The sequence below is a fragment of the Vibrio neptunius genome (genome assembly GCF_000967495.1).
Lineage (GTDB): Bacteria > Pseudomonadota > Gammaproteobacteria > Enterobacterales > Vibrionaceae > Vibrio > Vibrio neptunius.
Map to the genome: position 1 here is coordinate 1 of NZ_JXXU01000043.1, position 15431 is coordinate 15431.

Here is a 15431-nt window from a genome sequence, read left to right on the forward strand (position 1 = left end):
AAAATATGCTCTCTATCGGCTACACCACCACCGTGAGCATGAAACTGGATGGGCCCAAGATAGGACGCGTTCTGATACGTGCTTATCAGCTCAGGAGTGGCATCATTACTGTCGACAATCACCATGGTATGAGAGGTTTCACTGTGTTCAAAGTAAAACCACATGCCGTGTTCGGCTAAAAGACGCTGAACAAAATGGTGGTCACTTTCACGGTATTGGAGCACGTAGTCTTTGTTCTGATAGTGAGCCGTCAGTTCCAAGCGGTAATCGTGCATCCCCGCGTCATCAAAAACATGGCGAATAATATCTGGCGCAGTTTTATTTTGAAAAATCCGGCAATCTTGGCGCTGGGTTAAAAACCACAGCTGCGGTACTAGGGTAATCTGATAGCGAGAGTAACGCCGACCCGTGCCTAAGTAGAAGAGTTGAGAAATGCTACCGTGAAAATGACGAGCTGTCGCGGTACCTTGACCGAAGAGACTCAGCACACCGTTTTTTCTACTCAGTGCATCAAAGGTCATCTCCTTACTCTCTGATAACACCGTCAAATTGATTTCAAACCAGGTAGACAGGGCTTCCTGAGCACAAAAACTTTCTACTTTGAACCTTTCTACAACATCGGAGACCTCAAAGGTAAACTCAATATCATTCGCCATACAGTTTCACTCTTGTGAAGATAAGTTATCATCTGCAACAAAACTACATGCATCTCAGTTGAATGAACTGTACCAAGCTATTTAGATAACGCCACCTTGCAAAAGTAAGGTGCAAGCCGATAGTGGGGCTGAGGAATACACTAAATGGGTAACGTTAGTGCCTAAAATGGTGGGTGATAAGGCGGTTTGGTTAGTGAAATGTACGGATCTTGTCTTTGGGTGACAAAATGGCTTTTGCGGTGCAGTTTACATTGTTTAATACCTAATACTCAGATTATCAGCTGCTTTTTTGGGCCGATGTCGTATTTTTGCCCATGCTAAATACTGACTTTTTCATCTATGGGGAAGTGCTGTCTGTACCTCAAGTGATCGCCAGTGCTTTGTTTCTGATTGGCATCAGTTTGATTGTCACACCTAAATCACAGGTTCGTTTAGCTGTCAGTACATATGCTAAGTCATTGTGAAGAAGCCTGTTTAATGACTAAGTAGACTGTGGTTTTATTTCAGCTGTTGCCGACAGGACAGATTAACAGTCTACTTCTGTTGAGGCCTGTGTTAGCATTTGCGTGATGAATCTCACAAATAAATGACAAAATTGTGAGAGCGATACATGCTGTTTGCTCGCATTCAGCCTCAATATAAGTGAATTTTACATGTCTAATATGACTCAGGCAGTCGACCGAGCAGAAACCTGTCTCCTTGATTGCACTGACCGTCCGGCTACTTCCCCCTCACTCAACTTTGTTCAAAAACTTCAACTTAACAACCCAGTTTTCTGGTTGAGTGGAAGTTTTCTGATTGGTTTCGTGATGCTGGCAATACTTGATACATCTTTGTTGTCAAAGTGGGTAAACGGTGGCTTTTCTTACGCGATTGAGTACTTTGGTGCTTATTGGCAGGTTCTGTTATTACTCAATTTTGTGATTGGCCTTTATCTGGCGATATCGCGCACCGGGTGTGTGCGTTTAGGTGGTTTATCGACACCGGATCTCGATTGTTTTAAATGGCTATCTATTATCCTATGTACTCTGCTCGCGGGTGGTGGTGTATTTTGGGCTGCCGCTGAGCCGATTGCACATTTTGTAACGGCCCCTCCTTATTTCGGTCAAGCGTCACCTAAATCCGCTGCACTCAATGCTTTATCACAATCGTTTATGCACTGGGGATTTTTAGCTTGGGCCATACTGGGCTGTTTATCATCCGTGGTGTTAATGCACTTCCACTATGACAAAGGTTTACCTCTGAAGCCCCGTACACTGGTTTATCCGATTTTTGGCGATAAGGCGATTCACGGTTGGATCGGTGATTTGGTCGATGCGTGCTGCATCATTGCTGTCGCCGCAGGCACAGTCGGGCCGATCGGGTTTTTAGGTCTGCAAATTAGCTATGCGTTGAATGCGCTGTTTGCCATTCCCGATACGTTTGTGACACAAACAATGGTCGTCTTGTTGGCGATGGTTACCTATACGCTATCTGCATTGAGTGGTGTCAGTAAGGGTATTCAACTCATCAGTCGGTATAACATTATCCTGTCAGCAGCTCTAATTGGTTTTATTCTGGTGTTCGGCCCTACCAGCTTTATTGTCGACGGCTATCTTCAAGGCGTAGGTCGCTTGGTCGATAATTTCGTTCCTATGGCATTATATCGTGGTGATGCAGGGTGGCTTAGCTGGTGGACCGTGTTCTTTTGGGGATGGTTTATTGGCTACGGCCCGATGATGGCGATTTTTATCGCGAGAATTTCCCGAGGAAGAACAATTCGACAGTTGATTCTATCTGTCAGTATCGCAGCGCCTTTGATTACTTGTTTTTGGTTCAGTATTGTCGGGGGCAGTGGGTTAGCTTTTGAACTCAGTCATCCGGGTTCTATCTCTGCCGCTTTTGAAGGGTTCAATTTGCCCGCTGTTCTTCTTGCGATTACAAGTCAGCTGCCTTATCCAACCGTTATTGCTGTCCTCTTTCTGATCCTGACAACGACTTTTATTGTTACCACTGGCGACTCAATGACCTATACGATTAGCTCAGTGATAAGCGGAGAAGAAAACCCCAATAAAGTGATGCGCAGTTTTTGGGGGGTAATGATGAGTATGGTTGCTATTGCTCTTATCGCATTGGGTGATGGTGGTATTTCTTCATTGCAGTCGTTTATTGTGATTACTGCGGTACCAGTATCATTTGTTCTGCTACCTGCTTTGTGGCAGGGACCAAAAGTGGCGCATAAAATGGCGGTAGAACAAGGTTTGGCATAATTTTAAATGCCAGATAAGAGACCGAGCCAGTTCACAGGCTCGGTTTTTTATTGCTCGCATTAAGTCGGTTGAGCTGGTGGTTACCGATGGCGGTATGTTGCGTAACATTTGACTGACGGATTAGAGCATTGATGCCAACCGTAAAAAGTCAGCAAAAAATCTAAGCATCTCTTTTCCATAATGTTTGTGTGGCTATTGTTGGCTCTAACCACATTGCAATTGCATATTGCGATTTTTTTTGCAATGTGCAACTTACAATATGCACTTAATGGATATTCTCCTCTCTTTTCGCTTAAATCTCATCGCTGTTAGCGCTTTCCCACTTGGCATGTAAATTGTAAAGATTTTGTTAATATTGAGTTACCTATCGGGTGGTGGGGCTTTTAAGCAGAGGCTCTTGAGAGCAAGCCTTAATAACAAATGCTTTTGATAATAATCTGTTAACGAGTCTTTACCTGTTGTCTTGATGGAGCAAAATCAGTTCAGAACACACGATGTCCGCGGCATAAAAATGAATATGTTGTCTTAGGACACAACCGTGAAGGGAGCCATAAATGGAAATGATTGAACTCGTGTATGTCAGTAAAGCGGTTCAACGGCTTGAGCAAGAGCAATTGGAACAGATTCTGTCCAAGGCACGCAAAAATAACACCAACAACGACATTACCGGCCTTCTGTTGTACGACGGCTACGGCACCTTTATTCAAGTATTAGAAGGGCCTGAAGACAGCGTCGAATCCCTGTTTCTTAAAATAAAGAAAGACACTCGACACACCAACATTAACCGTATTGGTTTTCATCACATAGAGTCTCGCAGTTTCCCTGATTGGAAAATGGGTTTTAAAGTGCTTGATCAGCATCTTGAGTCATCATTTCCCGGCTTTAGTGACTTTATGGCTCACAAAGGCGATCTCAATTATCTGCTGGAGCACAAAAGCTTTGCCATGCGAATGATCAAGCATTTCGTTAAAAAGGATTGAAGGGAGAACAGGCATGTTATCAAGACTAACCATTGCCCAAAAAGTGTATTTGCTCGGCTGTAGCCAATTGCTTGCCATGTTAATCATGGGCGGGTTTGCCCTGAATCAAATGAACAAAATTGGTAGAGAGCTAACTGATATCGCGGAAGAAGACATCCCGTTGACCAAAATGTTGACCTTGGTAACAGAGCATCAGCTGGAACAAGCGATTCTATTCGAGAGAGCTCTCATTAAGGCGATCCGTGTTGAGCAAGGTATGGCCCAGAAGAGCCTATTCGAAGAGGCCAAGAAAAAGGTTCATGACCTGACGGTCAAAACCGAAAAAGAGCTCTACGACGTTGAATCCTTCATAGAGAAAGCGATTCCGTTATTGCACTCAATTGAGGCAAAAGAAAAATTCAAGAATCTTCTTGGCAAGCTGAAAGCTGTTGAGAAGTCTTACAGCTCGCTCGTTGGTGAAGTTGACAAAACAATGGACTATGGCAGCAATGGTGATATTGAGGAGATGCTCAAGTTTTCAAAGAAAGTTGAAGCTCACGAAGATGAAATCGATAAAGCGTTGATTGCGATTCTCGATGAGGTACAAAACTTTACTCTCGCCAGTGCTCTACAAGCTGAACAGGATGAGAAATACGCGATAAAGTGGATGACGGTCATTGCTTTTGCCTCAATTGTGCTGGGCATCATTATGCCTTTCCTAATCACTCGTGCTATTCGGACGCCGATATTGAATCTCATCGACAGGCTCAAGCAAGTGGCGGAAGGTGACGGAGACTTAACCATTCGATTGGATGACTCTTCCCGAGATGAAACGGGTACCGTAGCGAACGCGTTTAATACGTTCTTGGGTGTGTTGATGGGGACCATTACTCAAATCAATGCTAAGGCGGAAGAGCTCGGACAGTCTTCTGAAGTGGCGGTTTCTGCCATGCAGCGTACTTTGCAGAATGTAGAAAAGCAGCGTTGTGATATTGAGCAAGTGGCGACGGCGATTAACCAAATGAATGCGACGACACAGGAAGTAGCAAACAGTACCGCAAACGCCTCTTCAGTGACTGATGCAGTGAGAAAGCACGTGATGGAAGGGCAGAAAGAAGCCCTCGCGACTCAAGAAGTTATCCAAGAACTAGCCAATGAGGTTACCACCTCATCCGGGGTGATTGAAAACCTTGTGTCTGAAACCAATAATATCGGGCAAGTATTGGAATCTATCCAAGGTATCGCTGAACAAACTAACTTGCTGGCGTTGAATGCGGCTATCGAAGCAGCACGCGCTGGGGAAACAGGACGCGGTTTCGCGGTGGTTGCAGACGAGGTTCGTTCGCTCGCTCAGCGCACTCAGGAAGCAACAGTAGATATTCAAAAACTGGTCGACACACTGCAGTCGGAAGCGAAAAACGCGGTGTCGAGTATGAAGAAAGGCACAGATACCGCCAAACTCTGTTTGGAGAAGAGTTCTGAGTCTGCCAACACCTTCTCTATGGCTGCTGAGTCGGTCAATGAGATAGCGGGCTTAAACTTGCAAATTGCGGCAGCTGCAGAGCAGCAGTCCACCGTGGCTCAAGATTTGGATAATAATCTAACTAATATCAAGAGCTTGGCTGAAGAAACCGCGGACGAAACGAAGAGCACAGCGGTAGCCAGTGAAACGATCGCCAAAAACGTGATTGACCTGCATAAGAACCTCAACAAGTTTCAAGTGTAAATACTGTTTAGAGATTCGGGAAAGGCCAGACTGATACTCTGGCCTTTTCCGTTATTTGTGCCTGTATTTATGCAGTAGGTCTAAAGGGATATGGCAGTAATCGTGTGGATTACGAGTCAAACGATCTTGATGCTCATCATCACTTGTTACGTAATTGGTAAGTGGCAGAATTTCGACCACAATCCGATCACGGTCTGGTCGAGCATCAATGAATGCTTTGGCATCACTTAAATGTTGTGGATTTTGGCTGTAAACACCAGTGCGATATTTTTTACCGACATCTTCGCCCTGTTTGTTGAGGCTATAGGGGTCGATTATTTCAAAGAAGTAGCCCATCAGCTCCTCAACGGACACTTTTTCTGGATTAAACTGAGTGCGGACACATTCCGCGTAACCGTCGTACTCTCCTTTGGTATCTTGATTGGTACCGTTAGCTCTGCCAGCTTCGGTCATTGATACCCCAGTCAGGTGCTTCATAAACTCTTGCACACCCCATAAACAGCCACCGGCAAAATAGATTTCTTCCATTACATGATCTCTCGAGATTAACTGCCACTTAATTAGAGCAAAACAGCGCCTATAGCTCTATCTCTTTTTACTTTTTATCACTCTCGCTTGAGCATTGATTTAACGGTTTAAACTTTTTTCTGCATACCTGCCTTTGAAATTTTAAAAATCATAGCCTTAAAATGATGATTTGGTGCCTTAAATTGGCGATTTTGGGGTGTTTTAAGTTGTTGATATCAAAGGGTTTGTTTTTATGGAAAAACAAGGGCTTAGAGTGCTAGTCTTGCGGCAACTAAGGAGAACACATGTCTATAAAGAATCATATTTATCATCAGCAGGACTTTTCGCACCAAGACTTACAGCAGCATGTATATGAGGGTTGCCAGTTTATCAATTGCTGCTTTGACCGTTCAGACTTGCGTGATGCTAAGTTTATCAATTGTAAGTTCATTGAAGCACAAGCACTGGAAGGATGCAGCTTTCAATATGCTAACCTCAAGGATGCCAGCTTTGAAAACTGTATGTTAGCTATGAACCAGTTCGTCGGGGCGGAGTGTTTTGGTATTGAGTTTAGGCACTGTGATTTAAAAGGGGCGAACTTTCAACGGGCTAATTTTGTTAATCGCATCAGTCACTCGGCCTACTTTTGTTCAGCCTACATTACCGGCTGTAACCTGACTTACGCTAACTTTGAGCGTACCTTGTTAGAAAAGTGCGAGTTATTTGAAAACCGTTGGAGGGGAGCCAATCTTTTCGGCGCAAGTATGCAGGGGGCAGATTTGTCGCGAGGTGAGTTCAGTAAGGAGCAGTGGGGCACATTCAACCTAGAGAACGCAGACCTAACTCATGTTGATTTAGAGGGGCTAGACATGCGCCGTGTCTCGCTCCATGGTGTGAAGATCTGTGACTGGCAGCAAGAACAACTGCTGTCGCCGTTTGGTTTGATAGTCCTTGGTTAAAAATGGCAACTTTAAAACAGTACCCAACGAATTGACATTGAAATAACGGCGAGTGAAAAGACACTCGCCAACCAGATTAAGACAAACCATCCTAACTGCTTCATCAGTGATACCCTTCACCGTGTTTGAGCTTTCCTCTGAATACCCAGTAAGAATAAGCGCTGTAGGCGATGATCATGGGCAGCAAAATAGCGGCTCCAGCTAATAAGAATGCTAAGCTGGAATCTGGCCCAGCGACCTCGTGATACGTGAGGGCAAAAGGGACCAAGTAGGGATAGGTGCTGACACCAAAACCGAGTGCTGAGATAACAAATAGCCCAATTCCGCAAAGGTAAGCCTTGAGGGCTTTGTGTTGCAACAAAGCGGAAAAAAGTGCCCAGATACACATCGCAGCAGTGATTGGAATGACTAGGAAAAGCAGGGTGTTAGGGAAGCTGAACCAACGTTCAAATACCAATCCATTACTCAGAGGTAACCATATGCTGACGATGGTGATGCAGCAAACTAATGCCAGCCCCCATCGCTTCGCGATCGTGTAGTATCGGCTAATAAGGTCATCAGGTAATTTCATTATCAACCAGCAAGCCCCTAAAAGTACATATGCACACACCAAAGCCAGGGCACAGAAGAGGCTGAAGGGACTTAACCAGTCAAACCAACCACCCGCATAGGAACGTCCTTCAACATCGATCCCTTGGAGAAGGGCGCCGAGCATAATGCCTTGCATCGCTGTTGCCAGTAATGAACCTATAAAGAACGCGCCGTCCCACAGGAATTTGCCTCGTTTGGTTCTAAAGCGGTATTCAAACGAAACCCCTCGTAGTATCAGGCCCAACAGCATGAGGATCAGCGGCGCATAAAGTGCTGGCATGACGACGGCATAAGCTAGAGGGAACACGGCGAACAATCCGCCGCCCCCTAAAACTAGCCATGTCTCGTTGCCATCCCAGACAGGCGCAATGCTGTTCATCATGAGATCCCGTTCGTTTTCACTGTGAGCGCTGGGGTAGAGAATACCAATTCCCAGATCAAACCCATCCAAAATCACATAGATGAGGACAGCTAACCCGATTAGTCCATACCATATTAGTGCGTAATCCATAGCGCCTTCCTCATGTTAGATGGTTGGAATGAGAAGCAGGTGGAGAATCTGTGCCATCAGGGAGGCGACTATCCAACGACTCTTCATATTTTGTTGGTGATTTACGCATCAAGCGCAACAGATAAAAGAATCCAGCTCCGAAGACAACAAAATACACAACGATAAACGCGGTTAAGGAAACGCTTATCGCTGCGGCGTCAATAGGCGACGCAGAATCGGCAGTAGTGAGTAACCCGTACACCGTATAAGGTTGGCGGCCGACTTCAGTGGTTATCCAGCCAGCCAATACAGCAATAAAGCCCGCTGGGCCGAAGGCGACGCACAGTTTATGGAACCAAGGCGTTTTAAAGAGAGCATTGCGTTTGCGTAGCCACAAACTGCACAGACCGATGAAGAGCATGCCAAAACCAATCCCTACCATCACTCTAAAGCTCCAGAACACGATACCAACAGGAGGATGTTGATCCGCTGGAAACGCATCAAGCCCCTTGACTTCGCCATCCCAGTCATGCGTCAGAATCAGGCTGCCAAGTTTGGGAATTTCGACTTTGTATTCCACTTCCTGAGTTTCATCATTGGGGATACCAAACAAGATTAGCGGCGCGCCTTTGTGTGATTGGTAATGACCTTCCATCGCCGCGACTTTGGCTGGTTGATGCTCCAAGGTATTCAAACCGTGCATGTCCCCGGCAACAATCTGTATTGGCGTGACAATCGCTGCCATCCACATCGCCATTGAAAACATTGCCCGAGCGAGAGGGTTGTGTGGGGCTGAGAGTAAGTGATAGGCACCCACAGCGGCAACGACAAAAGCTGTGGTTAGGTAGGCTGCGAGTAGCATATGAACTAATCGGTATGGAAAAGAAGGGTTGAAGACGATTTCAAACCAACTCTCTGGAATAAATTGACCCACTTCATTGATAGAATAACCCGCGGGCGTTTGCATCCAGCTATTAACGGAAAGTATCCAAAATGCAGAAAGAAATGTGCCGAAAGCGACAACGCAAGTTGAAGCAAAATGGAGCTTTTTCCCGACCCTGTCCATTCCGAATAGCATGACACCGAGAAAACCTGCTTCAAGGAAAAAGGCGGTAAACACTTCATAGCCCATCAAAGGTCCGAGTATCGGCCCTGTTTTGTCGGCAAAAACACTCCAATTTGTACCGAACTGATAGCTAAGTACAATTCCACTGACTACCCCCATGCCAAAACTTATCGCGAAGATTTTCAGCCAGTACTTGTACAACTGAAGATACTTTTCACTGTTCGTTTTCAACCACAAGCCTTCCAGCACGGCCAAGTAGCTTGCTAGGCCAATAGTAAAAGCCGGGAAAATAATGTGAAAAGAGACTGTAAATGCAAACTGGAATCTTGCTAAATCAACTGCCAGCGTTTCCATGACACGCTCCTCGCGGTGAACATACTTTTATGTACGATGTCCGGTCAATGATTGTTCATAACCTGAGAAAATTAGTAGTGCGCCAATTGGTGGGAACGCTCGTAAATAGAATAAACAAGTCAATTCGGAAGCAAAGATATGAGCTTGAAAAGTAGAATAGATGCCATGGCCCCCAATTTTGAACCCGGCGGCAAATACGAAAAGTTTTATCCTATATTCGAGGCCGCGGCGACAATTTTTTACACGCCAGGATTGGTGAACCGAGGCGCGACTCATGTGCGTGACAGCATAGACTTGAAACGCATCATGATCATGGTGTGGTTGGCGACTTTCCCTGCAATGTTTTGGGGGATGTTCAATATCGGCAACCAGTCTTCCATGGCGCTGCTTAGTGTGTACTCAGCGGCTGAGTTGGAGTCCGTGGTTGCCGAGAGCTGGAGGTTAATGATGGCTTTCGGCTCTGCACAGGGCGTAGCCGATGCAGGCTGGATGAGTAAGATGTTGCTAGGAGCCACCTACTTCATACCCGTCTACGCCACCGTGTTTATTGTTGGAGGGTTTTGGGAAGTTTTGTTTGCTGTAGTGAGAAAGCATGAGGTCAACGAGGGTTTTTTTGTAAGCTCTGTGCTGTTTTCTCTTATCCTCCCAGCGACCATTCCCCTGTGGCAAGCGGCGCTTGGTATCACCTTTGGTATTGTGGTGGCAAAAGAGATTTTTGGTGGTACCGGTAGAAACTTTTTAAATCCAGCGTTAGCAGGGCGAGCCTTCCTCTACTTTGCCTATCCAGCCAATATGTCTGGGGGCGCAGTATGGGTCGCGGCGGATGGTTATTCCGGTGCGACACCTCTTAGTCAATGGTATGAAGGTGGGCAGGGGGCTTTGATTAACAACATGACGGGTGAAGTGTTGGCCTGGATCGATGCCTTCTTGGGTAACCTACCCGGATCGATGGGCGAAGTCTCTACGTTGTTGATCATGCTGGCTGGCTTGTTTCTCATTGCGATGAGAATCGCGTCATGGCGGATCGTTGCAGGGGTAATTGTCGGGTTGGCTGTGGCTTCGACTTTGCTCAACGTAATAGGCTCTCAAACCAACCCTATGTTCTCGATGCCTTTCCACTGGCATTTTGTATTGGGTGGGGTGGCCTTTGGTACTTTCTTTATGGCGACAGATCCTGTCTCAGCAGCGTTTACCAACAAAGGGAAATGGGCTTATGGTATTCTCATTGGTGTGATGACGATAGGTATTAGGGCGCTCAACCCGGCTTACCCCGAAGGGATAATGCTGGCTATTCTCTTTGCAAATTTGTTCGCTCCATTGTTCGATTTCATGGTCAAAGAAGCCAACATTAAAAGAAGATTAAGGCGGAGCCGTCATTAGTTAAATGAAAAAACAGCATTTACCACAAAAAATATGTCTGGTCTGCCACAGACCGTTCACATGGCGCCATAAATGGCGCCGCTGTTGGCAAGAGGTCAAGTATTGCTCAGAGCGTTGTCGAAGACATCGCGTTCACCAAGGGAGCGTTTCTCCATTATAACTTAGGAAACGACCACTATTATCTGGTGTCGCTTCAGCAATGATCTTGACCAAGTCTGCTGCCACTCTATCAGGGGCAAACAGTTTTCCCTCCGGTACGTTGGTCTGGAAGGGTTTTGATAGCGCGGTGTCGGTTGTCCCGGGGTGGAGAGAAAGCACACACGCTTTAGGCATTGTTCTTCCCCATTCAATGCTCAGGGTTTTAAGAAGCATATTGAGTGCTGCTTTCGATGAGCGATAGCTATACCAGCCTCCCAGATGATTATCGCTAATGCTGCCGACTTTGGCAGAGATAATGGCGAATTTAGGCTGCTGGCTTTGTTTTAAAGACTGTTGGAAATGTTTGGCGATCAGCATAGTTGGTAGAGCGTTATGCATGATATTTTTGATGTAAAAGTCTGGGTCAAATGACTTAAGGTTTTTCTCTGGCCCATGACACTCATCATGGAGTACTCCAACGGCATTTATAATCCAATCTACAGACTCGATTTCGCCTGCTAGTGATTCGACTTGCGCTTCGTTAGTGACATCCAACTGGTGCCAAATGATAGATTCGGCGGCCTTAATGGGTTGATGCTTTCTGTAAGAAGCATGCACTTCCATGTCCGGGTAGTGTTGGACTAAGTTGCGACAAATTGCGTGCCCGATACCACCGTTTCCGCCCAAAATAAGTACTTTCATGATTTACCCTAGGATTTAGATGCGTGTAGAGAGAATAAGACGTATAAGTTCGACTTCTCGTCTTTTTACGGCTGATAAGTTGAGAGAGATTAATGTCTGATTACTTTTTATTTAGCGCTTCTTTTTGAGGATTGTGATGCTTTAGTCGCTGATTTGTGTGATTAATTTCACGCAAATAGCAAAGACTTACACAGATTTCTATAAAAAGCGGAGTTCCCTTCTAAAGTCATAATTCTATAAGCTAGTTTTATATGTGCTAGGTTTCTTAATTTAGAGTGTGTATGTTATGCCACTTGTTAAACGGAATTTAATGGTCTTAGGTCTCGGCTCGTTATTGATTGGTGTGGCGGCTCTTTTTGCCAGCCAGCACGAGTGGCGAGACAAGAAGGGTGACACCAAAATAAGGGTTGGTGTCACTTTGACACCGCTCGCTTCCCCTTTTTTGATCGCTGAACATCTCGGTCTGTTTGAACGCTATGGGCTCGATGTTACTCTCTATCCGTGCTCAAGTGGTGTTGCTTGTACTCACTTGATGTTAAACCGAGATGTAGAATACGCTACGGCTTCTGAATCTGTGGTGATGTTCCAGAGTTTTGAACGTGAGGACTTGGCACTACTGGTGAGCTTTGTTGAATCAGATAATGATCTTAAGCTGCTGACGCTAAATCCATCTCAAGTTCACGATGTGAGATCTTTACAAGGGAGAAAGATCGGCGTTGTCAAAGGTAGTGCTAGCGAGTTTTACTTTGATTCAGTGCTGATTGCTAACAATCTCAAAAGCCTGAACGTAGAAAAAGTTTACCTTCAACCTCATGAGTTGGTCCCAGCGCTTTTGTCCTACCGTGTCGATGCGATTTCGGCTTGGGAGCCTATGGGATATAAAGCGGATATTTTATCCGCTGCTGAAGTGAAAAACCTCGGCACGCCGGGGATTTATCAGCAGTCATTTAACTTGTTATCGACGATGCCTTATCTGGCGTTTGCGGGCAAAGAGCCGATGTATTTGCTCGGTGCGCTTGATGAAGCTGTAACATGGATCAATGCCAACCCGGCTAAGGCGCTCAGTATTATCACTAAGCGCCTCAATATTCCTGCCAATCAGGTGAAGTGGTCATGGGAAGATTACGTTTTCCGTTTATCGCTGGGCAATTCATTACTTTCTAATCTCCAATTACAAGCTAGGTGGGCGGTAGAAAGTGGCTTAGTCGTAGGCGAACAGCCCGATTTCAGAGATCTGTTTTTTACTCAACCTTATCAACAAATTATTGCTTTGCGAGAGTAGACTATGCTGGATTCACTGTTTAAAAAGCTCTTTGTATTGTCGACCACAACCCTAATGCTGACGTTGTTCATCATTGTTTCTTTTGCCAAAGTAGCTCAAGAACAACGCGTAACCAAAGCCGATTTAGATCAGATCATTGATTTACAATTGTCTGTTGATTTACTGAGAAGCCAGTTGTGGGTTTTTCTTCAATATGGTGACGAAGCGAGTCTCAGCGAAGTGGATGTAGCCCAAGCCGAATTGGCGACTAAGTTAACCGCTTATAAGAAAAATAATAGTCAGCTAGGCAACATCCAGCGGATGAATCAGAGTTTAAACGCCTTACTCAACAAAGAGAAACAAGTCTACTTTTTATCAATTAATGGGCTAGATGACCAAGGCTTGGCGAATATCAATTCACGTGGTCTGCTTCATTCACGTTACAATATGATTGTACAAAACATGACGGAAGAGCTGGCGTATGTTCATCAGTCTGTACTTAATCGCAATGCGAAAAGTCTGCATCAGGTGATGATTTATGCTGCAGCATGGTTGATCATCTGTTCCATTTTAGTCAGTGCAACGGCCTGGTTAATCTCGTTTCGTTTCAAGTCGGGTGCTGAAGCGATGAAAAATGCGATCCTCGATTTGGCTGAAGGGAAATTAGACTCGAAAGTTGAAGCAGTGAAAATGGACACCGAATTCCGAGTCATGGCGCAATTTTTTAACCAGATGACTTTGTCTCTGTGTGACACCACAGTGACTAAGCAAGAGTTGGAAGAAGAGGTGATGCGCCAGACGCAGCAGCTTAAACACAAGCAAGAACAATTGATCTTCTTATCTGAGCATGATCCTCTGACCAATCTGGTTAATCGACGAGCATTTGATAGAGCCTTAGAGAATGCCATCGTTAAAGCTAACCGCACTCAATGTAAGCTGGCGATTTTCTTTATTGATTTAGATGACTTCAAATCGGTGAATGACACATTCGGTCATGAAGCGGGAGATGCTATTCTCGTCGAGGTTGCCAATCGTATCACAGCGGCAATTCGTGAATCTGATTTTGCTGGCCGCTTTGGTGGAGATGAGTTTGTCATCTGTCTCGATCTTTTACATGACTTTGATATTGTACCTAAAAAGGCTGAGCAACTGCTGGATGTGATTAACGCGCCGATTCAGTTTAATGGTCGTACGCTCAAAGTTGGTGCCAGTATTGGCGTCAGTTATTTCCCCGATCAAACCAAAAATAAAGAAGCGTTGCTAAGTGTGGCGGATGAGGCGATGTATCGAGCGAAAAAGATGGCGGGTTCCGCGTGTTTTGATGGCAAAACAACAGTGTGCAAGAAAGGATCGAAATCAGTCAGATTAACCTCTATCAATGATTAAAGTGATAATGAGCTTAGCGTGATCTAAGCAAGGTTACTGCAAGGCTCTGCTGAGAAATGACCAGTTGGTTAAACATTTGGTTCTCTTCTTCGTCTCTCGCTTAGACATGATTCGCAACCCAGTGTATACAGTGAATGTACCATGAGGCATAGCGCTATAGGCTACCACTCGCCTCATTTTAAATTCAGGCCAATTCGGGCATTGTTGAATGGTTTGGTATCAGGTTCGGTCTAGAGCCTCATTTAACAGTTCCTTCAAGTCCTGAATACTGTCAATGTTTTCTGCTACTGGGCGCTTGTTTGGGTTGTACCAGATGGTTTGCAACCCAGCTTCGTTGGCTGGATAAATGTCTTTTTCAAGCGCATCACCAACCATGATTAGTTGATGTGGTGGATGACATAGAGTTTTCGCTATCTCGAGGTAAAACTCGGCCCTGTTTTTATCCAACCCTAAATTCGCTTTACAGAAGTAACCGTTTATATACGGATCCAACCCCACTCTTTGAAATGCTTGCTGTATGTCTTGTTCCGATGAATCTTGCGCACTAGTTGCTACGTAGATCGGATACTGAAGGCTAAGTGCTTTGAGCGTACATTCCGCGTTTTTAACTGCTTTAACATTCGGCCACAAGTACATTTTTCCTTGCTGATCAGGAAAATCGACCATCAACGTATTGCCCCAATCAAATAGATAGATTTTGTTCATTGCTCTCTCCGTGACGTTGTGTCCTAGTGATTTCCCATCGATGGTTATCACTCTAGAGGTAAATTTCGCCGAAATGTGGATGTATTTACCTTGGCTATAGTATTAATTTCCGTCGCTGTTCTTTCTAAGGCTATGTATTTATGTGCTTATTATCTTGGCATTCTCTTTGCTGACCATTTTTTACCTCAGTGTTGGCTAGCTGAATGTGGCAATCAATAAAAGCCAATAATATTATGGATATTTCGTACCTCCATGATGTCAAAGCTAGTGCTTACACGTATAACATAGTACCTGACTTTAAT

The 15431-nt window shown here is 45.1% G+C and carries 15 protein-coding genes; 8 read left to right on the top strand and 7 right to left on the bottom strand.

All coding sequences use genetic code 11. From position 1 onward, the window contains the following. A partial coding sequence (gene tssI, locus TW84_RS14450; protein ID WP_045976337.1) for a type VI secretion system tip protein TssI/VgrG occupies nucleotides 1–656 on the bottom strand: 656 nt, incomplete at its 3' end. Nucleotides 657–1309: 653 nt separating this feature from the next. Here tssI and TW84_RS14455 point away from each other — a divergent pair. The 3 genes from TW84_RS14455 to TW84_RS14465 all read left to right on the top strand — a co-directional run bounded on the left by TW84_RS14455 (nucleotide 1310) and on the right by TW84_RS14465 (nucleotide 5590). Beyond that, a complete protein-coding gene (locus TW84_RS14455; RefSeq protein ID WP_045976338.1) occupies nucleotides 1310–2905 on the top strand; it encodes a BCCT family transporter in 1596 nt (531 codons plus the stop codon). 554 nt (nucleotides 2906–3459) lie between these two features. Continuing rightward, nucleotides 3460–3885, top strand: a complete 426-nt coding sequence (locus TW84_RS14460; RefSeq protein WP_052707925.1) for a BLUF domain-containing protein — start codon at nucleotides 3460–3462, stop codon at nucleotides 3883–3885. 13 nt (nucleotides 3886–3898) lie between these two features. Then, nucleotides 3899–5590 (top strand): methyl-accepting chemotaxis protein, encoded by a 1692-nt coding sequence (locus tag TW84_RS14465; protein WP_084720240.1) that lies wholly within the window; start codon nucleotides 3899–3901, stop codon nucleotides 5588–5590. A gap of 51 nt (nucleotides 5591–5641) precedes the next feature. Here the strand turns inward: TW84_RS14465 and TW84_RS14470 are convergent, their stop codons facing one another. Further along, nucleotides 5642–6118 (bottom strand): peptide-methionine (S)-S-oxide reductase, encoded by a 477-nt coding sequence (locus TW84_RS14470; protein ID WP_045976339.1) that lies wholly within the window; start codon nucleotides 6116–6118, stop codon nucleotides 5642–5644. Nucleotides 6119–6402: 284 nt separating this feature from the next. Between TW84_RS14470 and TW84_RS14475 the strand changes: the two genes are divergently transcribed. Further along, the gene (locus TW84_RS14475) at nucleotides 6403–7056 is read left to right on the top strand and encodes a Qnr family pentapeptide repeat protein (protein WP_045976340.1); all 654 of its coding nucleotides are present in this window, start codon (nucleotides 6403–6405) and stop codon (nucleotides 7054–7056) included. 11 nt (nucleotides 7057–7067) lie between these two features. On the opposite strand, the gene TW84_RS25340 is transcribed toward TW84_RS14475, so the two are convergent. The 3 genes from TW84_RS25340 to TW84_RS14485 are packed head-to-tail and all read right to left on the bottom strand — an operon-like array spanning nucleotide 7068 to nucleotide 9557. Then, on the bottom strand, nucleotides 7068–7160 hold the full coding sequence (locus TW84_RS25340) for a DUF2474 family protein (protein WP_084720241.1): 93 nt from the start codon (nucleotides 7158–7160) through the stop codon (nucleotides 7068–7070). Then, on the bottom strand, nucleotides 7160–8158 hold the full coding sequence (gene cydB / locus TW84_RS14480; protein WP_045976341.1) for a cytochrome d ubiquinol oxidase subunit II: 999 nt from the start codon (nucleotides 8156–8158) through the stop codon (nucleotides 7160–7162). The genes TW84_RS25340 and cydB overlap by 1 nt, the downstream gene beginning before the upstream one ends. A gap of 10 nt (nucleotides 8159–8168) precedes the next feature. Next, nucleotides 8169–9557, bottom strand: coding sequence for a cytochrome ubiquinol oxidase subunit I (locus TW84_RS14485; protein ID WP_045976342.1), 1389 nt, complete (start codon nucleotides 9555–9557; stop codon nucleotides 8169–8171). A 138-nt stretch (nucleotides 9558–9695) separates the two neighbouring features. Between TW84_RS14485 and TW84_RS14490 the strand changes: the two genes are divergently transcribed. Then, nucleotides 9696–10937, top strand: coding sequence for an NADH:ubiquinone reductase (Na(+)-transporting) subunit B (locus tag TW84_RS14490; RefSeq protein WP_045976343.1), 1242 nt, complete (start codon nucleotides 9696–9698; stop codon nucleotides 10935–10937). Between the two features lie 4 nt (nucleotides 10938–10941). Next, entirely contained in the window at nucleotides 10942–11097 is a 156-nt protein-coding gene (locus TW84_RS24145; RefSeq protein ID WP_084720242.1) for a DUF2256 domain-containing protein, read from the top strand. Here TW84_RS24145 and TW84_RS14495 read toward each other — a convergent pair. Then, entirely contained in the window at nucleotides 11070–11777 is a 708-nt protein-coding gene (locus tag TW84_RS14495) for an SDR family oxidoreductase (RefSeq protein ID WP_045976344.1), read from the bottom strand. The two genes, TW84_RS24145 and TW84_RS14495, sit on opposite strands and share 28 nt — an antisense overlap. Nucleotides 11778–12087: 310 nt before the next feature. On the opposite strand from TW84_RS14495, the gene TW84_RS14500 reads away from it, so the two are divergent. After that, on the top strand, nucleotides 12088–13059 hold the full coding sequence (locus TW84_RS14500; protein WP_045976345.1) for an ABC transporter substrate-binding protein: 972 nt from the start codon (nucleotides 12088–12090) through the stop codon (nucleotides 13057–13059). A 3-nt stretch (nucleotides 13060–13062) separates the two neighbouring features. Continuing rightward, the gene (locus tag TW84_RS14505; RefSeq protein ID WP_045976346.1) at nucleotides 13063–14424 is read left to right on the top strand and encodes a diguanylate cyclase domain-containing protein; all 1362 of its coding nucleotides are present in this window, start codon (nucleotides 13063–13065) and stop codon (nucleotides 14422–14424) included. A 219-nt stretch (nucleotides 14425–14643) separates the two neighbouring features. On the opposite strand, the gene TW84_RS14510 is transcribed toward TW84_RS14505, so the two are convergent. Beyond that, entirely contained in the window at nucleotides 14644–15129 is a 486-nt protein-coding gene (locus TW84_RS14510; RefSeq protein ID WP_045976347.1) for an HAD family hydrolase, read from the bottom strand. Nucleotides 15130–15431: the final 302 nt, after the last annotated feature.